Here is an 18,028-nt window from a genome sequence, read left to right on the forward strand (position 1 = left end):
GGTCACCACATCCGGGACAGGAGGTTGGACAGGAACAGCACGAGGTCGACCAGCGCGCTGGGCACGATGAGGAGGTGGAAGCCGCCGGTCGCGGCGACGCCGATGACTGCGGCCGCGAGCAGTACGGCCAGGGGCGCGATCTGCTCGACGTCGTCGACGACCTGCGCCAGGTCAGGCTCGTGCTCGAGCGGCGTAGTCACGGGGCCCACCACCGGTGGCGGCGGTCGGCCCAGATGAGCAGGCACAGCACGATGCACATCGCCAGCGCACCGGCGACGAACCCGCCGAACGTCGGGTCGGCCTCGCGGGCGCCGAGCTCCATACCGACCAGCCACGCGACCGCGAGCGCGACCGCAGACCAGAACGCCGGCTGCAGGATCGAGCCCAGGCACTCCAGCACGTCGAGCAGGAACAGCAGCACCGCCCGCAGCACCGCGGCCGCCGACACGGTCCCGACACCGGGCCGGGTCACCGCGATCACGACGCGCCACCGGCGTGACGGTCGGTCGCTTCGGCCCTGGCGACGCCCGCCACGAGCTCGGCCCGCAGCCGCTCCAGAGTGGCCATGCATTGGTTGATGCCCTCGACCGCGACAAGCGCAGACCGCCGCGCGGACATGGCGTTGTCGTTGTCGCCATCGGAGTGCCAGTAGCCCGCGTTCATCCGAACGTGCTCGACCAGCTCGGCGACCTCGACCAACGAGGCCTGCCACAGGTCGTGCTGGCTGGTCGAGATCACCCTGAGATCGGTGACCAGCGGGCTGACGCGGTCGCCCCCGGCGGTCTCGACCCAGACCCGCGCTCCTGGTTCTTCGCCGGCGTACTCCTCGACCTCGGGCGGGTCAGCCACCACCCCGGCGCGGCCCAAGAGCGTTCCGCCGACGATCTCGACACGCGTGCCGGCGACGAGCTCGGGAGAGGCCTGCGCGGGCTCGACTACCGCGGCGTTCGCCGGAGCGTCGCCGCTGGTGGCGGCCGGTTCCGGGGTGGGCTCGACGAGGGCCTGGTCCTCGTCCTCGACGATGTCGTCGTGCTCGGCCTGGTCCTCGTCGACCTCGACGGGCGCGGCCGGGACGACGAGCTCGTCGGGGTCGATCGTCGCGGCCAGCAGCACGCCGGCGTGAGCGTCGAGCGCACGGGCGCCGTGCATGAGCAGCCGCTGCAGCAGTGGCGAGCCGGACCGCGCGGCGAACGCGCGGCACAGCTCGGCCAGGTCCTGATCAGCGGCGGCCGCGGCCGCCATCGCGCCGGCACCGCCACCGGGTGCGTGCATCACCGCGCGCAACGTCCGCTCAGCCGCCTCGGCCTGGGCGACGAGCGGCTCCTGCCACTTCGGCACGGTGACCATCAGGCACCGTCCATCAGCGCGAGCTCGCGCTGCATCGCGTCGACGACCACGTCGAGCAGGCGCGCGGTGGACTCGGCGAACTCGCGGGCCGCGCTGCCGTCGCGGTAGGACGACACCGCCGTCGCTGCGGCGTGGGACCACGCGCGGTGAGCGCGCAACCGGGCCACCGCTGCGGCGCGCTGCTCGACAGGGCCGCGTGGCGGCTGCTCGACGGCCTGACGCTCCAGCCCGGTGGCGACCAACCGGCAGCGGATGACGTTGCGCATGGCTTTGCTGCGCACGGCCCGGCTCACAGGGCACCGTCCGTACCGGTCGACGTGGTAGGGCCGTCGGTCTCGATCGCGAGCTGCTGGTCGACGCGCGACACCGACAGCACCGCGACGGCGGATTCCAGCACGGCGAGCAGCGCCACCGGCAGCGCCGCGCTGGTCGGCAGCTTGGCGTAGGCGCTGAACACGCCGGCGATCGACTCACGCTCGCTGTAGCTCAGGTGACCCTTGGCGATCCGGCGCGCTGCGGCCGCGGCGAACTCGGGGCGTACGGCGTCGCCGCGCTCGGCGGACTTCCTGGTCAGTTCGTCGCTTACGGGCTCGGCCGCTGCGTGCGACAGCGCGCCGTTCAGCTCGTCGACGACGGCGGAGAGCGTCGCGAGGTCGGCCGCCGTCGGTTTGGTCAGCGATGCCTGCATGAGCTGGTGCACGGGCGTGCCGTTGCGGTGCTTACCGCCTGGCCGCTTGGGCAACGGCACCGCGGACGGGGAAGCGACCAGGAGGCACGGCTCGAACGGCAGCTGCACGTCCGGCCGCGCGGGCTCGACGTCGGGTAGCTGGCCGGTGGTGAACCAGCGGCTCGGCCGGTTGTCGTCAGGCTGGGGGTCAGGTGAGATCATCGTCGTGGGCACGAGAGGGTCCTTCTCTCTGGTCACGGGCCGTCCGATCGCGCCGGGCCTGGCGCGCGGGCGGCCCTTCTGCTGCTGGAATCAGGCGGGTTTTGGGTCGGCTTCGAGGCCGATGAACGCGATCACGTCGTGGGTGGCAACGCGGTAGCCGTTTCCGACTCGCTTGACGGCGACCGGGTAGCGCCCGGTCTGCGCCAGGCGGTAGCCGGTCGAGCGCTTGAGGCTGAGTGCCTTGTTTGCTGCGTCGAGGGGGATCAACGCGGGCAACGCCCGGATCTCGTCGGGCGTCATTTCGAGACGCTCGCGATGGCGACGGACCCGAGGATCGCCGTCTGTGGCACCGCCAGGACTTCCGCGATGCCCTTCACGAGCTGCGGACCGGCGTTACGCCGGTCGTTTTCCACGTTGCGCAGGTGGTCCTCGTGAACCTCGATGCCGAGCTCGGCGAGCCCGCGCACCATGTCGCGAACGCTGAGGCCGGTGCGTTCGCGGATGGCGCGGATTGCGGCGCCGTTGGTGGGAGTGGAGGTCGGGGGCATGACGAGAACCATAGGACGGGATCAGGCGGGTTTCAAGTAGGAAACCTGTAAGGACGGGCTGGAATAGTGCTGGAAACCGACCATGATCCAGTATTCGCAGGTCAGATCATGCATACTTTGGCGTGAAACCCGCCTGATCCCGTCTAGACACGTGCGGCTCCATACGAGACCATCGACGTATGGACGAGGCGGGGAACGACTGGGATCGACTCGCGAGGGTCGGAACCGCTTGGCGAAGCGAGAACCTGTGGACGCAGACGCAGGTCGCCACTCGTGGTGGCTTGTCGTTGGATCGGGTGCAGGCGCTTGAAGCAGGCAAGGCGCCAGGGGCCAGGGGGGCAACGCTCACGAAGTACGAGACCGGGCTGATGTGGGCCCCTGGTTCAGCGCGGGTCGTTCTCCGTGGCGGTGACTTCACGCCGCTTCCTGATGTGCCGAGGCCGGCCGTTGCGGAGGCCGCTGACGTCGCGGCGGATGAGCAGAAAGCGGTCGACCTGTTGCGCACAGTGCGTGACCTAGTTGGGTCGGAAGCTTTCCGTCGTGCCGCTCAGCGGGTGATCAACGAAGGTTCGCCTAACCAAACGGGTCCTACGTAGCGTAGGAGGCGCGGTAGTTAGCTGCCCTAAACGGGTGCTGATTCCAGTTCGTGAGGGCTGGTCGGTAACGAGATGAGGGGATGTATCTATACGCGAATTAACTGGCCTTCCACTGGGGGAGGACTCCTAGCTTCTATTTGGAGGCGAACGGATGTCGTCAATCCGTCGTACTGCACGTGTTGTCGCCTCAGGCGCATCCATGCTGACGGTCCGGAAATCCATTCTCACTGCCGCACTCGTGCTATCAGTCATTCTTGCCGCCGATGTGCTATGCGCATTTATCGTGGGCAGGCTATGGGACGAGGGTCCGCGATGGTGGATCTACGTCACGACGGTGGCGACGTGGCTCGGTTTCTTGATCGTGCGCACTGGTGACGAGATTCAAGCGACGGCTGCAGCAGATCGACGAGTGGTACTCGCCCGCGTAGATCGCGGGGGGCGCTCGTCAGCGGACGACACCGAGTCGAGCTCAGAGCAATAGTCATTTGAAGCCATTTAGAGGCCAGCCCGATGGGTTCGCCTCAGTTGAGCGCGCTCGAAAGGGTGCAGATGAAAGAGACAATATCCAAGAGATGTGGATGCCGTGACGAAGACGGCAAGCAATTGAACAGTCAATGCCCAAAGATGGATCCACCCCGTCACGGTCTGTATCAAACTCGGTTCGAAATACCTCCTCGAAAGGACGGCACCCGTCGAGCATTCTCGCGCGGCGGATTCAAGAGCGAAGCCAAAGCCGTCGAAGTTCGCGACGACGTGCGCGCACTCCTAACCCTCGTCCGCGATGCAGACGCGGCAACGATCACCAGGCTCGCCGACCTCCTTGAGAAGGTCTCGAAGGAGAAGCTGCCCATCCCTAACCGCGACGAGATCTCACGCCGCCTTAATCTGCGGCAGCCACTCACCGAAGAGCTGACTACAGGCGACTACCTGGACCGGTGGGTGGCGCGTCGGAAGGGCAAGAGGCGCACGGGCACTCTGAAGAACAACGAGGGTCACATACGCAATCACCTCAAGCCCGCGCTCGGGCACATCCCGCTCCTGAAGCTGAACAAGTTCGACATCGAAGAGATGTTCGCCAGCATCGGCGAGCGCAACATCGAGATCGCCGAGACCAACGCGCTTAGACGAGGCCTCGTCGACACGCTCAACGACACGCGTAAGCACGCCGCGCGCAGAGCTCTCATGGCGCAGCTCGAAGCCATGCCGCCCTTCCGCCGGGTCACCGGACCAACGACACAGATCCGCATCCTTGCGACGTTGCGGAAGGCCATAGCCGACGCGATTCCGAGCCTGTTGACCGTCAATCACGCCTCGTTCGTCGAGCTCGCAACGGTCTCGCGCCCGAAGCCGATGGTGTGGACCGACGAGCGTGTCGAGCACTGGCAACGCACCGGGGAGAAGCCATGCCCGGTCATGGTCTGGACGCCCCGCCAGATCGGCGTCTACCTGGACCACACGGAGAAGGACCGTCTCGGTCCCATGTGGGCGCTGTTCGTCAAGCGGGGCCTACGCCGCGGTGAAGGATGCGGGTTGCGTGAGGTCGACTTCGAGAAGGCGAACAAGCGGCTCCGGATCGCTGAGCAACTGGTGCAGATGGGGGCAACCACCGAGCTCAGCGCACCCAAGACGCGCAGCGGCGAGCGGTTCGTCGGCCTTGACCTGGACTCGATGAAGGGTCTCGAAGCGCAGAAGCGCAGGCGCGCCAAGGAAAAGCTTGCTTGTGGTCCGGCATGGGTCGAGAGCGGACGGATCTTCACCAAGCCGAACGGGGAGATGCTCTATCCCGAGTGGGTGTCCGAGAGGCACGTACAACTCTGTGCGAAGGCCGGCCTGCCTCCTGTGCGGCTGCACGACCTACGGCACTGCGCGGCCACGGTCATGGCTGCAGCTGGCCTACCCATCGAGATCATTCAAGCGACGCTTGGACACGCTACGGCGGCGATCACTCGTGACACCTACGTTCATCTCTACGACGAAGCCCTTCACGAGGCAGCCGAGCTGAGCGCCAGCATCATCCCGCGAGCGCGAGGTCAACGCGCTCAGCAGGGCTAAGTCGTGGGTACGCGGTGTGTGCGCGGTGTGTACGCGGACCCCTTGGGACGTACTTGGACGGGTGAGACTGACAGGCGCCGTCCGGGATTCGCCGAGGGCTACGACCAGTGGATTCGTGGGACTGGCTAGGATGTTCGAGATCCTTTGGGACCAGGGGGCAGTAGCTCAGTTGGTTAGAGCAGCGGACTCATAATCCGTCAGGTCGTGGGTTCGAGCCCCACCTGCCCCACCACCTCCACCAGGTCGAATCACGTGCGGACGCGGCACTTCAGTGGCGCTTCGCTACGCGCGCAGGCCTTCGACGTAGATCGACAGGAAGCGCCGCCACTCGCCGGGTGAATCGCGGATCACCTGGGCCATCGCCCTGGTCAACGTTGCCAGGTCGGCGATCGAGTAGTCGGCGCGCAGTACGCCCGCCGCCAGGGCGCGGTCGATCAGGGTTCCCGCGTGCCCGGCCCCGCGGTGGCAGGCCGAGACCACCTCGGGGGCGTTCGGCAGGTCGCGGGCCAGCACGTCGTTGAGGCCCCGATCCTCCGCCTGCAACGCGTAGAGGTCGTCCAGGTAGCCGGCGAAGGCCTGCCAGGGGTCCGGTTCGGCCAGGGCCCTGTCGCCGATGACGTCCAGGGCGGCGAGGCGCTGCGGGAAGATCTGCGCCACGAAGTCGTCGCGGGTCGGGAAGTGTTTGTAGAGCGTGCCGATGCTGACCTCGGCCCTGCGGGCGATGTGTTCCAGGGGTACGTCGAGGCCGCGTTCCGCGAACAGCTCCGTGGCCGCTACCAGCAGCTTGTCCCGGTTGCGTGCCGCGTCCGCACGCAGGGGCCTCGACGCGGTGACCATGCGGCGGATCCTACTCGGGGGTTAAGTCGAGGGTGCCCTCGAATTCTGTGGTAGCGTCGGCGGGCGTAAGTCGAGGGTTGCCTCGAATTAGCGTTCGGAAGGACGGAACCCATGTCTCCCACCGCTGTTGTGCTCGGCGTCGGTCCCGGGCTCGGCCTGTCCATCGCGCACCGCTTCGGGCGTGAGGGCTACGACGTCGTGCTGCTCTCGCGGCGTGGTGATCGGCACGACGACTACCTGAAGTCTCTTGCCGCGGCCGGCGTGCGGGGGCGGGCGTACGCCGTCGACGTTCGCGACCGTGAGTCGCTGCTGTCTACTTTGGACGAGATCGGTCCGGTGGACGTCGTGTACTACGGGCCCGGCGCCACCGATCTGAACGACGCACCCGGTGAGATCACGTCGGCCACGTCCGACGACGCGCGTGCCGCCATGGATTGGCTCTACCCGGCCATCGACGTCGTCCAGCGCGTGCTGCCGGGTGTGGTCGAGCGCGGAGGTGGTCTGCTGTTCGCCGGCGGGCTGAGTGCTGTGCAGCCGATGCCGATGCTGGGTGCGCTCGCGTTGACGAGTGCCGCGTTGCGCAACTACGCGGTGACGCTGAACGCGGCGTTGGCAGAGAAGGGTGTGTACGCGGGCACGCTCACTATCGGTGGCGTGGTTGAACGTGGCGACATCCACCAGACGGTGAAGTCCATGCCCGAGCGGTTCGGCTCTCTGGCCGGGCACACCCTCGACCCGGACGACATCGCGGAGACCGCGTGGCAGATGTTCGTGCAGCGGGACCGCGCGGAGGAGGTGTTCTCGGTGCTCTAGAGGTACGAACCGGGGGTGTGGCCGAGCGAGCGGCGGAAGACGTCGATGAACGCGCTCGCGGTGGCGAATCCGCACTGCAGGGCGACGGCGGTGACGGGCTGGCCCTCGGCGAGCAGGCGCAGGGCGTGGTAGAGCCGCACCTGCGTGCGCCATTGGGGGAAGGACATGCCCATCTCGTCGCGGAACAGCCTGGTCAGCGTCCTGCTACTCGCGCCTGCCGTGCGGCCGAGCGCTTCGAGACCGCGTGTGTCCGAGGGGTCGGTCTCGAGCGTCGCGCAGACCGCCGCGAGCCTGGGGTCGTGGGCGGCGGGGACGCGCACCGGTCGTTCGGAGGCGGTGGCCAGTTGGTCGAGCAGTACCGCGCGCATTCGTTTGCCCGCAGGAGTTTCTCGGTCGGTGAGCTCTGTGTAGGCGATGAGCAGTTCACGCAGCAGAGGGGAGACGGCGAGTGCCGTCGGCTCGTGGAGCTTCAGCGGGTTCTGTGTGAGTCCGAGGAAATGCAGCCGTGTGACGCCGTACGCGCGATGTGAGTGCACGGCGCCGGACGGGATCCACAACGCACGGTGCGCGGGCGCGATCCAGCGTGACGTCTCCGTGTGCACGGCCACGACGCCACGGCTGGCGTAGACGATCTGGTGCTCGTCGTGCCAGTGCGCGGTGACGCCACCGGCGGCCGCCAGGTCGCGGCTTGTGGTCGGCGCCGCCGGTAGATGGCGAGAATTCGACATAGATCGGCAGAATATCGGAATCGCGAACGCGCTGGCGGGCGCGACGATCACCGCGTGGACAACTCTCGCCGGCGGATGTCGGTCCTGGTCGCCGGGCACGCGGTGAACGACCTCTACCAGGGCGCCGTGCCGGCCGTCGTGCCGTTCCTGGTACTCGAACGCGACTACAGCTACGTCGCGGCGGCCGGCATCACGGTCGCCGCGACGTTGCTGTCGTCGGTCGTGCAGCCGCTGTTCGGGGTGTTGACCGACCGGCGGCCCATGCCGTGGCTGGTTCCGCTCGGCATGGTTCTCGCCGGCGTGGGCATCGGGTTGTCCGGCCTGAGCGACTCGTACCTGCTGACGTGGCTCGCGATCGCGTTGTCGGGCCTCGGTGTCGCCGCGTACCACCCCGAAGCCGCCCGTCTCGCGCGTCGCGTCGCGCAGGACAGCCATGTCGGCATGAGCTGGTTCGCGGTGGGCGGCAACGTCGGGTTCGCCCTGGGCCCTGTGCTCGTCACACCGGTGCTGGCGTTCGGCGGGCTCGCGTGGAGTCCGTTGCTCGCGGTTCCCGCGCTGGTGGGAGGCGCGTTGACGACGGTGGCGCTGCGAGGGGTGCAGGGCGCTGCCGCGGCGGGCCAGGTTTCGGTGGGCCGTGACGACTGGGGCCAGTTCAGCAGGCTGACGGTGGTGATCGTCGCGCGTTCGATGGTGACGTTCGGGCTCGGCACGTTCCTCGCGATCTGGGTGACCGGCCGCGTCGGCGGCGGCCCGGCGGCCGGAGCGGCGGCGCTGGTCGTGCTGTTCGGAGCCGGTGCCGCTAGCACGTTGCTCGGCGGCGTGCTGGCCGGACGGTTCGGGCGCGTGCGTGTCCTTCAGGTGTCCTATGCGGTCGCGGTGCCGGCGGTCGCCGGTGTCGCGTTGGTGCCCGGTCCGGCCGTGTACCTGATGGTGGCGTTCACGGCCGTGGCGCTGTACGTGCCGTTCTCGTTGCACGTCACTCTCGGCCAGGACTACCTGCCCAACCGCCTCGGCACCGCCGGCGGCGTCACGCTCGGCCTCGCGGTCAGCATCGGCGGCCTGGGCTCTCCGGTCGTCGGCGCCATCGCGGGCGTGTGGAACCTCCAGTGGGGCCTGCTGTCTCTCGTAGTGCTGCCCATCGTCGCGTGGGTGGCAGCACGCGGCTTGCGCTCGCCCGTGCGCGTCTAGCTCGATGCGCGCTCTAGCTCGTGTGACTACCGTGGAGCGCGTGCGAGTGGCGACCTGGAACGTGAACTCCGTCAAGCAACGCGTGCCCCGCCTGCTGCCGTGGCTGGACCAACGGCAGCCGGACGTCGTGTGCCTGCAGGAGACCAAGCTGGCCGACGACGCCTTCACCACGCTGCTGAGCGACGCCCTGAAGGAACGCGGCTACGAGTTCGCCCTGTTCGGCGAAACGCAGTGGAACGGCGTGGCCATCCTCTCCCGCGTGGGCCTGGACGACGTCGCAGTAGGCGTAGCCGGTGCACCGGGCTTCCCGCACGTAGAGGCTCGTGCCGTAGCCGCAACGTGCGGCGGCGTGCGCGTCCATTCGCTGTACGTGCCGAACGGCCGTGAGCCGGAGTCGGACCACTACAAGTACAAGCTGGAGTGGTTGGCAGCACTGCGCGACGTGCTGGAGGCTGGCCCTTCGGACGCGCTGGTGTGCGGCGACATCAACATCGCGCCCACCGACGCCGACCTGTTCGACCCCGAGGCCTACATCGGCCAGACCCACGTCACCGAACCCGAACGCGCCGCATTGCAGGCCATCGAAGCGTTGGGGTTCCACGACGTCGTGCGCGACCGATGGCCCACCGAGCGCATCTTCAGCTACTGGGACTACCGGGCCGGCATGTTCCACCGCGACCTCGGCATGCGGATCGACCTGATCCTCGCGTCCAGCTCCGTCGCGCCACGGGCCAAGGCCGCGTGGATCGACCGGCACGCACGCAAGGGGACCGGGCCCAGCGATCACGCGCCGGTGATCGTGGACCTGGACGAGGCGCCGGACGGGGACATCGGGCCCGTGGTGCCGCCGCCTTCGTCGCCGGGCGCGAAGAAGAAGGTCAAGCTCCCGCAGGCGAAGTGACCGGCTGCAGTGTCACGGTGAACGCCGCCCCGCCCTCCGCCGCCGGCCCCGCCACGATCGTCCCGCCCATCCGCGTCACCAGCCCGTGCACCAGCGCAAGCCCCACGCCGGTCCCGACCGGTCGCGAATCCTGGTACCGCGCGTGCAGCACCCCGCGGTCGAACGCCACGGGGTAGTCCTCGGAGGCGAGACCGGGGCCGCCGTCCCGCACCTGAAGGACGGTGGACAGGGCGAGCACGACCGGGCGGCCGGCGGGTGTGACGCGCAGGGCGTTCTCCAGCAGGCCGTCGATGACCTGGCGCAGGCGGCGTGCGTCCGCCCGCACCACCGGCGAGGACGTGACTTCCAGCGCGAAGTGCACTCCGCGGGCGTGGCAGCGGGCGTGCCAGACCTCGGCGGCCGAGCGCACCACCGGTTCCAGGGAGATGGCCGCCAGGTCCAGGCGGAAGTCGTCGGCGCCGAGGCGGGCGAGGTCGAGCAGGTCGGTGACCAGGCGGTCCAGGCGGCGGGACTCCTCCAGGATCACGGTGCCCACCGGGGCCACCTGCGTGCCCGAGACCACGCCGTCCGCCAGGGACTCGGCGAAGCCCGTGACGGCGGTGAGGGGTGTACGCAGTTCGTGGGAGACGGAGAGCAGGAAGTCGCGCTGGCGGGATTCGCTGCGCTGCAACGCGTCCGCCAGGGAGTTCACCGCCTGGCTCACCTCCGCCAGTTCGTGGGGGCCGGAGACGGGGACTCTGAGGTCACGGCGGCCCGCGCTCATCGAGTGGGCGACTGAGGCGACCCGGCGCAGCGGGCGGGCCAGGAAGGTACCCAGGGCCAGGCCTGCCAGGCAGGCGACGGCCAGGCCTATGCCGAGGGCGCCGAGGATGTTGCGCACCAGTGTGCGGTAGGTGCCGCTGGTCTCGGTCTCCTGGACCAGGGCGAAGCCGCCCGCCCCCGACGGACGGGCTTCCACGTTCAGCCGGCCGCTCACCCCGGACACAGCAGAACCCGACAGCACCTCGCGGTAGTCCACCGCGCGCACCGCTCGGACGGCGGCCCGGTCGCCGGTGACCTCGCCGGACGCGGTGATCCGGACGATCGCGATGTCCTGGCCCTCCAGGATCTGCTCGACCCGGTTGTTCGAGATCTGGCCCGCCACCACGTCGGCCTGGGAGCGCAGGAACTCGCGGCTCACCTGTTGTGAGGTCGAGAGCACCTGGCGGATCGACACGAAGCCCGCCACGGTCACGGCCACGAACGCGACTCCGAGGCACAGCAACGCTATTCTGCCCGCGAGGTTCACGACGCGTCCGCCGAGTAGCCGACGCCGCGCACCGTCCGAATTGGACTGAGTGCGCCGAACTTGGCGCGTAGCTGGGCTACGTGGACGTCTACGGTTCGTGTGCCGGCCACGGACGAGTAGCCCCACACGGCAGAGAGAAGTTGCTCGCGCGAGAACACTTGGCGCGGGTTTCTCATCAGGTACGAAAGCAGTCCGAACTCGGTCGAGGTCAAGGAGACCTCTGTGGCATCGGCGAACGCACGCCGTTCGCCGACGTCGAGCCGTACGGAACCCACCTGCAGAACGTCCGGCACGGTGCCGGACGAACGACGCAGCACCGTCCGCACGCGCAGAGCCAGTTCGCGCGGGCTGAAGGGCTTGGTGATGTAGTCGTCGGCGCCGAGTTCCAGCCCGAGCAAGCGATCCACCTCGTCGTCCCGGGCCGTCACGAACAGCACCGGCGTCCAGTCACCGGCCGCGCGCATGGCCCGGCAGACCTCGATGCCGTTGCGCACGGGCAGACCGACGTCCAGCACCACCGCGACGGGCGAGAGCGAGCGGACCGCGGCCAGTGCCGCGTCCCCCGAGGACTCCAGGTGCACGCCGAAGCCGTCGCGCCGCAGGTACAGCGCCACCAGTTCGGCGATCGCCGGTTCGTCCTCCACGACGAGCACCAGGCCACGTTCCACGCGTTCACCCCGGCTGGTTGATGTCCGACTCGATGCTGTTCAGCGTTGATTCCACATCATCGAGGTCCGGCACCGGCTCCTCGCCCCGGCACGCCGTCAGGGCGAACAGCAGTACGGCCGCGGCGACCCATCTCACTTCGACCCGCAGTGCTCGGACTTGAACTCGGCGACGCGCTCGCCGGCCTTCGCCAGCTTCACGAGCTGTGCGTCCCGCAGCTTCAGCCGCGCGTCGAGCACGTCCGCGCGCGCCGTGTTGCCGGCCTTGCGGGCGTCCGCGGCCTTCTGCTCGATCCACTTCTTCGAGCCGAGCGTCTCCGCGCTGCCGTTGATCCTGTCGGTCAGCGCCCTGACCTTGGCCTCGACGCGTGGGACGCGGTTCGAGCAGATCTGCCGCACCTTCTCCGGGCTGATCGTGATCGGTTCCTGCGCCGCCGCGGTCCCCGCGCCCAGCAACAGCATTCCCACCACGAGCCCACCGATTCGCGAAATGTTCATGGCACAGAACGATGACCGGCCATGGTCAGAACGAGGTCCGCCGAATGTTCGGGTTCCGCAAAGATCAACGCAGGGTTATCCCGCGCACGGCCGCCGCCTGCGCCATCGGGCGTATCCGGTCCCACACCCGCTCCGACTTCAGCTCCTCCGCCGCGCGCACCGCCCGCGTCCCCACGGCCTGGCCCTCGTCGAAGTCGCCGTCGAGGAAGTGGCACGTGGCCAGCGAGATCAGGCAGAACGTCCGGCTGCGCGCCATCGCCGGGCCGAAGTTCTCGATCGCCGAACGCAACGCGGGGATCGCGGCACGGGTGTCGCCGAGCTCGGTGTGGATCGTGCCGGTCATCGCCGTCAGGTCGGTCTCGTCGTGGAACCGCGCCCAGTCGGGCACGTGTGCCAGATCCGCGGACGCGAACGAGTCCTGCGCTTTCCCCAACGCTCGCAACGCCTCGGCGGAACGGGCCTGGTGCGCGTACGCCCACGCCTCGTTCGCGTACATGATGCTCGCCGCCAGCGGCGCGAAGGCGCCCCTCTGGAAGTAAGCCAGCGCATCGCCCGGTGCGCCGTGATGGAGATGCACGCGCCCACGCCGATAAACGATGTTGGTAGTGAGGTCTTCGTCGTGACGCGCGAAGTCCAGCGCACGGTCGAAATGGTGGTACGCCGCCCCGACCTGACCGCTGTCGAACGACGTCCACCCGGCCAGGTTGTGCAGATCCGCGACCGCGGACAACAGGCGCGCCCGCACCCCGTCCGAAGCTTCGGCGGCCAGCAGCTGCTGCGCCCAGTAGATCCGCACCACCACGGCGTCACGGCACGCCCCTCCGCCGTACTGGTAGTCCACCGAACGCAGCGAACGGGTCTGCGACTCCAGTTGCTCCACATCGCTCGCACCGATGCGGCTGGAGTGCGGGGGAGGGAAGTACGCAGGATCCGCCATGGAGTACACCTCTGCGCCGCCGTTGGGTTCCGAGGGTAGGGCGCGCAGGTCCGGCTGAGAAGAGGTCCCGTGTCACCTGGAATTGTCCGGAGGTGGCGGTTAAGCAGGTAGTAATGCGGGTAGGCAGGACGAAAATCCAGGGAGCAGGATCTGTTCATGAGGCGACGCGCGCACCTGCGGCTGGTGACCTCCTCCGAGACAGAGGACACGACGCTGACAGCGGTCCTCAAGGCCGAGGACCTGGCCGAGGAACTGGGCCTCGACCCCTGCTCACGGGTGACGTGCGCCCTGCATCGCTGCTGGCTGCACCAGTGTGTCGGCTCGTCGGAGGCGGCGGCGGACCGCCAGGTCCTCAGGGCCTACCGCACCAGCGTCGCGGCGACGCTGGCCCACTGCCAGTAGGACCGCCACTCAGAACGACCCGGAAGCGTTAAGTCTGATGGGTGAAGGCGGCAGTCTCCGGAAAGTGGATCGGAGGCCGCTGGCTGTCCTGAGGCACGTCGAGCACCGACCAGATGACGTGCCGTCCGGCCCCGGCCGGCGTCTCGCCCATCGTGAAGTTGCACACGGCGATGGACGCGACGTTGTGCCGCATGATGTGCCACTGCTTGAGGTCGAAGCGTGCGGTCGTGCGTACGGCCACGGACAACTTGTTCCCACGCATGCGCAGCAGCAGCGCGAGAGGGCTGTCGTCCTCGATGTGCGACACGAGCTCGACGGCCACCTGAGGTGCGACGTCGAGCATCGACTGGATGCCCCACCGCTCACAGGCGCGTTCGGTGATCCGCTCGGCCACGTGGGGCAGGCAGCGGCACGTCGGCAGCGGCGCGTCCACCCGGTCCTCGTGCTTGAGCCGCTCGACCGCGGCCACCGCGGCGGAGGTCGTCGAGTACATCGGGATGTGCCGGGGGAGCCCGCGCGACTCCAGCGTGGAGCGCAGCTGGTGATCACTGACGACGATGCTCAGCGAGATGCCCGGCCAGCGCACCGCGGACAGCCACACGACGTCGAACAGCACGAGCAGCGCGGGGGACTCGGCGACGAGCTCGTCCAGCTCCACCACGACTCCGACGAGCTCCTTGGTGGCGTGGTCGAGCAACACGTCCTGCGCGCGCATGTACGTCGCCCAGTCGAGCCGTCCGCTGAACCGGACGACGAGTACGCCGTTCTGCTCCCGGACGTCGACCTCGAGGCTGTCACCGGCCATGATCCGTCCCCTCCCGCGGCCACGTCTCCCCAAGCCTTCAAGACTGGCGAGGTGACCGCATGCGCCCTAGGGGGTAACTACCCGTGTTTCAGCGTTGGTACCTCCGGGGGACCGCATTGCAGCGGGAGATCGAGCAGACCTAGGGTGCCGCTGTGGGCGGTTCGCTTTACCCAGGTCGCAAAGGCAATTTGCCTGCTGACACAACTACTTTCGTCGGCCGCAAGCACGACGTCGCCGAAGTGAGGAGGCTGCTGTCCGAGTCGCGCCTCGTCACTCTGACGGGTGTCGGTGGCGTGGGCAAGACGCGGCTGGCGTTGCGTGCTGCCGCCGAGACGAGCAGGGCGTTCCGCGACGGGGTGTGGTTCGTCGACCTGGGCGGTGTCACCGACCCGGAACTGGTCGTGCACACGGTTCTGGGACAGCTGGGCGTCCACGACGACACCGTCCGCATGCACCGCACCGTCCTGGTGGAACACCTGCGCGACCGGCAGATGCTGATCGTCCTGGACAACTGCGAGCACGTCATCGCGGCGGCCGCCGGTCTCGTGGACGCGCTGCTGCGCGGGGTCCCCGGCCTGCGCGTGCTCGCCACCAGCCGCGAACGCCTGGGCGTCGACGGCGAACACCTCTGGCAGGTCGCGCCCCTGCCGCAGGACCCGGCGGTGGCGTTGTTCGCCGAACGGGCCGTCGCCGTCGACCCCGGCTTCGTCCTCGACACGCGCAACCACGAGCAGGTCAGCCAGATCTGCGCGCTGCTGGGTGGCATCCCCCTGGCCATCGAACTGGCGGCCGTGCGCCTGCGCGTGCTCGGCCTTGACCACCTGTCGTCCAGATTGGACAACACCTTCCGGGTGCTCGCGGACGGCAAGCGCGGCGGCGATCCCCGCCACCAGACGCTGCACGCCGCGGTGGACTGGAGCTTTCACCTGTGCACGCGGTCCGAGCAGATCCTGTGGGCGCGGGCGTCGGTGTTCTCCGGCACGTTCGACCTGGAGGCCGCGGAACGCGTCTGCTCCGGCGACAGCGTCCCGCCCGAGGAGGTCATGCACTCGCTGATGGGCCTGGTCGACAAGTCCGTCGTGGTGGCCGAGCAGCAGCCGTCCGGCACCCGCTTCCGGCTGCTGGAGCCGTTGCGCCAGTACGGCCTGGGGAAGCTGCGCGACGCCGGCCGTGAACAGGTGATGCGCGAACGGCACCGCGACCACTTCATCGAGTGGGCCGAGCGCCGCGAACAGGAGTGGTTCGGGCCGGCCCAGCCGCAGATCTTCGCGCTCACGCGTCTGGAGCAGGGGAATCTGCGGTCCGCCCTGGACTTCGGCTTCGACCACGGCGGCGACCACTGCGTGCACCTGGCGAGCACGCTGTGGTTCTACTGGGCGGGCTGCGGCATGCTCGGGGAGGGCCGCCACTGGCTCGACCGCGCCGTGGCGAGCGCGAAACCGGGCCCGCTGCGGGCCAAAGCGCTGTGGGTCAACGGTTACGTCTCGACGTTGCAGGGCGACCTGCCCGCGTCGGTGCGGATGCTGGACGAGTGCCGCGAGTACGCCGTCGAGTCCGGCGACGGGTCCGCGCTCGCCTACGCGACCCACCGCATCGCCTGCACGCACCTGGTCGGCGACGACCTCGACCTCGCGGACAGCGGGTTCCAGGAGGCCATGCGCCTGTACCGGAGCCAGGGCACGGTCAACAGCCACACCATGCTCGCCGGCATCGAGCTCGCGATCTCGGCGACGTTCCGGCGCGACTTCGCGTCCGCCGAACGGCTCTGCGTCGAGGCCAAGGCCGTCGGCGAGGAGCACGGCGAACTGTGGGCGCAGGCCTACGCGATCTGGGTGCTGGCGTTGTGCGCGTGGGTCAGCGGCGACCTGGTCCGCGCCGACGTGCTCGGCCGCGAGTGCCTGCGGATCAAGCGCTCGTTCCACGACCTGCTGGGCATCGTGCTCGCGATCGAGCTGCTGGCCTGGATCTCCGCCTCGCAGGGCAACGCGGTGCGCGCGGCCACGTTGCTGGGCGCCACCAACGAGATCTGGCAGTCGGTGGGCTTTCCCATGTTCGGGTCGCGCTACTTCGGCACGCCGCACGGCGAATGCGAGTCTGCGACGGTCTCCGCGCTCGGCGAGCAGGAGTTCCGGGCGGTGTTCCGCAAGGGCATGGACCTCGAACTGGACGACGCCGTCGCGTTCGCGATCGGCGAGGAACAGGCGCAGGACCCGGTGCCGGTCCTGGCCCTCACCCCGCTGACCCGGCGCGAGCAGCAGGTCGCCGACCTCATCGCCGGTGGCATGTCGAACAAGGAGATCGCGGCCAGGCTGGTGATCGCGCGGCGGACCGCGGAGGGGCACGTGGAGCGGATCCTGCAGAAGCTCGGCTTCAGCTCCCGCGCGCAGATCGCCACCTGGGTCACCGAACGCCGCGTCTAGCGCACGCGGGGAGCTTTCGTACTCCCAGAGGGGCCGCGTCTAGTCGATGCAGGGAACGCCGTCGCCGGGTGGTGGCGGGGGCGGCGCCTTGGCCAGTTCGGTCACCTTCGCCCGCACCTTGGCCTGGTCCACCCTGTTCACGTCGAGCCCTCCCAGGTGCGCGGCGCCCTCGATCGGCAGCGTGTCGAACCGCACCTCGGCAGGGATGTCGCGGGCGAACTCGACCAGGTCGAACCGCGCGTCCAGCACGACATCCTGCCTGGCCATGTCGATCATCGCCTGCACCGCGCCCACGTCCGCGCCCTTGAGCCGCCTGGTCACGGCGGACAGGAACGCCTGCTGCCGCCGGGTCCGGCCGAGGTCACCGTCGGGCAGCCCGTGCCGCTGCCGCACGAACGACAGCGCCTGGCCCGCGTCGAGGTGCTGCGGCCCGGCCGGGAAGTCCGCGCCGGACAACGGGTCCTTCGTCGCGTTGTGCAGGCACACGTCCACGCCACCGAGCCCCTCGGCGATGTGGAAGAACCCGATCAGCGAGATCTCCACGAGGTGGTCGATCGGCTGGCTCAGGAACGACGACACCGTCTGCACCTGGGCCCTGCGCCCGGCCTCCCGCCCGGCGCGTTCCAGCTCCCGCCTGTCGTGCGTGCCGGCCGCGCGCAGCCGGTCCTCCTCGACGATCTTGGCCCGCCCGTAGGCCTCCTTGATCTTGCCCTCGCCGCCCGACGACAGCGGGACGAGGTTGTCCCTGGGCACGGACATCGCCACGGCCGGTCCGGAAACGGGGATGTGCAACAGGATCAGCGTGTTCGCGTTGTAGCCGCCGCGGTCGCTCTCGCCCGCCTGCATGCGCCGCAGCACGTCGTCCGGGAGTGGTTCGCCGTGCAGGTCCAGCCTGGTCGTCAGGCCCATGATCAGGATGTTGCGGCCGGACTCCGAGCGCGGTGCGTCCTCGGGGATCGCGTAGGACCGCTCCACCCCCGTCGAGATGGTGGACACGGTGGTCCAGGCGAACGCGGAGGCGGCGAGGACGAGCACGCTCATGGCCGCCCAGGCGGTACGCGTCAGGACGAGGAAGACCGTGCGGTGATAGCCGCCACGTCGTTGCATGAACAGA

Annotated in this window: 22 protein-coding genes and 1 tRNA gene; 7 read left to right on the forward strand and 16 right to left on the reverse strand. The window is 69.0% G+C overall.

What is annotated here, in order from left to right:
• Window positions 1–2 precede the first annotated feature (2 nt).
• The 7 genes from BLR21_RS13435 to BLR21_RS13465 form a co-directional block, all read right to left on the reverse strand.
• Entirely contained in the window at window positions 3–200 is a 198-nt protein-coding gene (locus tag BLR21_RS13435) for a hypothetical protein (RefSeq protein ID WP_090006183.1), read from the reverse strand.
• Window positions 197–481: a hypothetical protein gene (locus BLR21_RS13440; RefSeq protein ID WP_090006184.1), complete on the reverse strand. Its 285-nt coding sequence runs from the start codon at window positions 479–481 to the stop codon at window positions 197–199. Before BLR21_RS13440 ends, BLR21_RS13435 begins: the two co-directional genes overlap by 4 nt.
• Complete coding sequence (locus BLR21_RS13445; protein WP_090006185.1) at window positions 478–1,347, reverse strand: hypothetical protein; 870 nt, start codon at window positions 1,345–1,347, stop codon at window positions 478–480. Before BLR21_RS13445 ends, BLR21_RS13440 begins: the two co-directional genes overlap by 4 nt.
• Window positions 1,347–1,628 (reverse strand): hypothetical protein, encoded by a 282-nt coding sequence (locus tag BLR21_RS13450; RefSeq protein WP_143027709.1) that lies wholly within the window; start codon window positions 1,626–1,628, stop codon window positions 1,347–1,349. The genes BLR21_RS13445 and BLR21_RS13450 overlap by 1 nt, the downstream gene beginning before the upstream one ends.
• Window positions 1,629–1,636: 8 nt before the next feature.
• Complete coding sequence (locus BLR21_RS13455) at window positions 1,637–2,248, reverse strand: hypothetical protein (protein WP_090006187.1); 612 nt, start codon at window positions 2,246–2,248, stop codon at window positions 1,637–1,639.
• Window positions 2,249–2,326: 78 nt separating this feature from the next.
• On the reverse strand, window positions 2,327–2,536 hold the full coding sequence (locus BLR21_RS13460; protein WP_090006188.1) for a hypothetical protein: 210 nt from the start codon (window positions 2,534–2,536) through the stop codon (window positions 2,327–2,329).
• A complete protein-coding gene (locus BLR21_RS13465; protein WP_143027710.1) occupies window positions 2,533–2,784 on the reverse strand; it encodes a helix-turn-helix domain-containing protein in 252 nt (83 codons plus the stop codon). Before BLR21_RS13465 ends, BLR21_RS13460 begins: the two co-directional genes overlap by 4 nt.
• A 1,121-nt stretch (window positions 2,785–3,905) precedes the next feature.
• On the opposite strand from BLR21_RS13465, the gene BLR21_RS13470 reads away from it, so the two are divergent.
• Complete coding sequence (locus BLR21_RS13470) at window positions 3,906–5,432, forward strand: site-specific integrase (RefSeq protein WP_176929619.1); 1,527 nt, start codon at window positions 3,906–3,908, stop codon at window positions 5,430–5,432.
• Between the two features lie 154 nt (window positions 5,433–5,586).
• Window positions 5,587–5,664 (forward strand) — tRNA-Ile (locus BLR21_RS13475).
• A gap of 50 nt (window positions 5,665–5,714) precedes the next feature.
• On the opposite strand, the gene BLR21_RS13480 is transcribed toward BLR21_RS13475, so the two are convergent.
• Entirely contained in the window at window positions 5,715–6,269 is a 555-nt protein-coding gene (locus BLR21_RS13480) for a TetR/AcrR family transcriptional regulator (protein WP_090006191.1), read from the reverse strand.
• 111 nt (window positions 6,270–6,380) lie between these two features.
• Between BLR21_RS13480 and BLR21_RS13485 the strand changes: the two genes are divergently transcribed.
• On the forward strand, window positions 6,381–7,082 hold the full coding sequence (locus tag BLR21_RS13485; protein ID WP_090006192.1) for an SDR family NAD(P)-dependent oxidoreductase: 702 nt from the start codon (window positions 6,381–6,383) through the stop codon (window positions 7,080–7,082).
• On the opposite strand, the gene BLR21_RS13490 is transcribed toward BLR21_RS13485, so the two are convergent.
• Complete coding sequence (locus BLR21_RS13490; RefSeq protein WP_090006457.1) at window positions 7,079–7,810, reverse strand: AraC family transcriptional regulator; 732 nt, start codon at window positions 7,808–7,810, stop codon at window positions 7,079–7,081. The two genes, BLR21_RS13485 and BLR21_RS13490, sit on opposite strands and share 4 nt — an antisense overlap.
• A gap of 54 nt (window positions 7,811–7,864) precedes the next feature.
• Between BLR21_RS13490 and BLR21_RS13495 the strand changes: the two genes are divergently transcribed.
• Window positions 7,865–8,998 carry an MFS transporter gene (locus tag BLR21_RS13495; protein ID WP_256334665.1) on the forward strand — a complete coding sequence of 378 codons (1,134 nt, stop codon included), beginning with the start codon at window positions 7,865–7,867 and terminating at the stop codon, window positions 8,996–8,998.
• Between the two features lie 31 nt (window positions 8,999–9,029).
• On the forward strand, window positions 9,030–9,899 hold the full coding sequence (locus tag BLR21_RS13500) for an exodeoxyribonuclease III (protein ID WP_256334666.1): 870 nt from the start codon (window positions 9,030–9,032) through the stop codon (window positions 9,897–9,899).
• Here BLR21_RS13500 and BLR21_RS13505 read toward each other — a convergent pair.
• The 5 genes from BLR21_RS13505 to BLR21_RS13520 form a co-directional block, all read right to left on the reverse strand.
• A complete protein-coding gene (locus BLR21_RS13505) occupies window positions 9,877–11,187 on the reverse strand; it encodes a HAMP domain-containing sensor histidine kinase (protein ID WP_090006195.1) in 1,311 nt (436 codons plus the stop codon). The two genes, BLR21_RS13500 and BLR21_RS13505, sit on opposite strands and share 23 nt — an antisense overlap.
• A complete protein-coding gene (locus BLR21_RS13510) occupies window positions 11,184–11,855 on the reverse strand; it encodes a response regulator transcription factor (RefSeq protein WP_256334667.1) in 672 nt (223 codons plus the stop codon). The genes BLR21_RS13505 and BLR21_RS13510 overlap by 4 nt, the downstream gene beginning before the upstream one ends.
• 4 nt (window positions 11,856–11,859) lie before the next feature.
• Window positions 11,860–11,991: a hypothetical protein gene (locus tag BLR21_RS43765; protein WP_256334668.1), complete on the reverse strand. Its 132-nt coding sequence runs from the start codon at window positions 11,989–11,991 to the stop codon at window positions 11,860–11,862.
• Window positions 11,988–12,350 (reverse strand): hypothetical protein, encoded by a 363-nt coding sequence (locus BLR21_RS13515; RefSeq protein WP_143027711.1) that lies wholly within the window; start codon window positions 12,348–12,350, stop codon window positions 11,988–11,990. Before BLR21_RS13515 ends, BLR21_RS43765 begins: the two co-directional genes overlap by 4 nt.
• 64 nt (window positions 12,351–12,414) lie before the next feature.
• On the reverse strand, window positions 12,415–13,287 hold the full coding sequence (locus tag BLR21_RS13520) for an NsdA family TPR-like regulatory protein (RefSeq protein WP_090006197.1): 873 nt from the start codon (window positions 13,285–13,287) through the stop codon (window positions 12,415–12,417).
• A 156-nt stretch (window positions 13,288–13,443) separates the two neighbouring features.
• Between BLR21_RS13520 and BLR21_RS13525 the strand changes: the two genes are divergently transcribed.
• Window positions 13,444–13,689 (forward strand): hypothetical protein, encoded by a 246-nt coding sequence (locus BLR21_RS13525; RefSeq protein ID WP_090006198.1) that lies wholly within the window; start codon window positions 13,444–13,446, stop codon window positions 13,687–13,689.
• A gap of 28 nt (window positions 13,690–13,717) precedes the next feature.
• Here BLR21_RS13525 and BLR21_RS13530 read toward each other — a convergent pair whose 3' ends face one another.
• Window positions 13,718–14,494: an STAS domain-containing protein gene (locus BLR21_RS13530; RefSeq protein ID WP_090006199.1), complete on the reverse strand. Its 777-nt coding sequence runs from the start codon at window positions 14,492–14,494 to the stop codon at window positions 13,718–13,720.
• A gap of 239 nt (window positions 14,495–14,733) precedes the next feature.
• Between BLR21_RS13530 and BLR21_RS13535 the strand changes: the two genes are divergently transcribed.
• Window positions 14,734–16,914: an ATP-binding protein gene (locus tag BLR21_RS13535; protein WP_176929620.1), complete on the forward strand. Its 2,181-nt coding sequence runs from the start codon at window positions 14,734–14,736 to the stop codon at window positions 16,912–16,914.
• 39 nt (window positions 16,915–16,953) lie between these two features.
• On the opposite strand, the gene BLR21_RS13540 is transcribed toward BLR21_RS13535, so the two are convergent.
• On the reverse strand, window positions 16,954–18,021 hold the full coding sequence (locus BLR21_RS13540; protein ID WP_090006201.1) for an LCP family protein: 1,068 nt from the start codon (window positions 18,019–18,021) through the stop codon (window positions 16,954–16,956).
• Window positions 18,022–18,028: the final 7 nt, after the last annotated feature.

This window comes from Lentzea albidocapillata subsp. violacea (genome assembly GCF_900100275.1).
Classification (GTDB): Bacteria; Actinomycetota; Actinomycetes; order Mycobacteriales; family Pseudonocardiaceae; genus Lentzea; species Lentzea violacea.

Excerpts from the sequence above, each read along its gene's own strand:
- BLR21_RS13445 (WP_090006185.1), bottom strand. The coding sequence starts at position 1,347 with ATGGTCACCGTGCCGAAGTGGCAGGAGCCGCTCGTCGCCCAGGCCGAG.
- BLR21_RS13460 (WP_090006188.1), bottom strand. The coding sequence starts at position 2,536 with ATGACGCCCGACGAGATCCGGGCGTTGCCCGCGTTGATCCCCCTCGAC.
- BLR21_RS13465 (WP_143027710.1), bottom strand. The coding sequence starts at position 2,784 with ATGCCCCCGACCTCCACTCCCACCAACGGCGCCGCAATCCGCGCCATC.
- BLR21_RS13480 (WP_090006191.1), bottom strand. The coding sequence starts at position 6,269 with ATGGTCACCGCGTCGAGGCCCCTGCGTGCGGACGCGGCACGCAACCGG.
- BLR21_RS13485 (WP_090006192.1), top strand. The coding sequence starts at position 6,381 with ATGTCTCCCACCGCTGTTGTGCTCGGCGTCGGTCCCGGGCTCGGCCTG.
- BLR21_RS13490 (WP_090006457.1), bottom strand. The coding sequence starts at position 7,810 with ATGTCGAATTCTCGCCATCTACCGGCGGCGCCGACCACAAGCCGCGAC.
- BLR21_RS13515 (WP_143027711.1), bottom strand. The coding sequence starts at position 12,350 with ATGAACATTTCGCGAATCGGTGGGCTCGTGGTGGGAATGCTGTTGCTG.
- BLR21_RS13520 (WP_090006197.1), bottom strand. The coding sequence starts at position 13,287 with ATGGCGGATCCTGCGTACTTCCCTCCCCCGCACTCCAGCCGCATCGGT.
- BLR21_RS13525 (WP_090006198.1), top strand. The coding sequence starts at position 13,444 with ATGAGGCGACGCGCGCACCTGCGGCTGGTGACCTCCTCCGAGACAGAG.
- BLR21_RS13530 (WP_090006199.1), bottom strand. The coding sequence starts at position 14,494 with ATGGCCGGTGACAGCCTCGAGGTCGACGTCCGGGAGCAGAACGGCGTA.
- BLR21_RS13540 (WP_090006201.1), bottom strand. The coding sequence starts at position 18,021 with ATGCAACGACGTGGCGGCTATCACCGCACGGTCTTCCTCGTCCTGACG.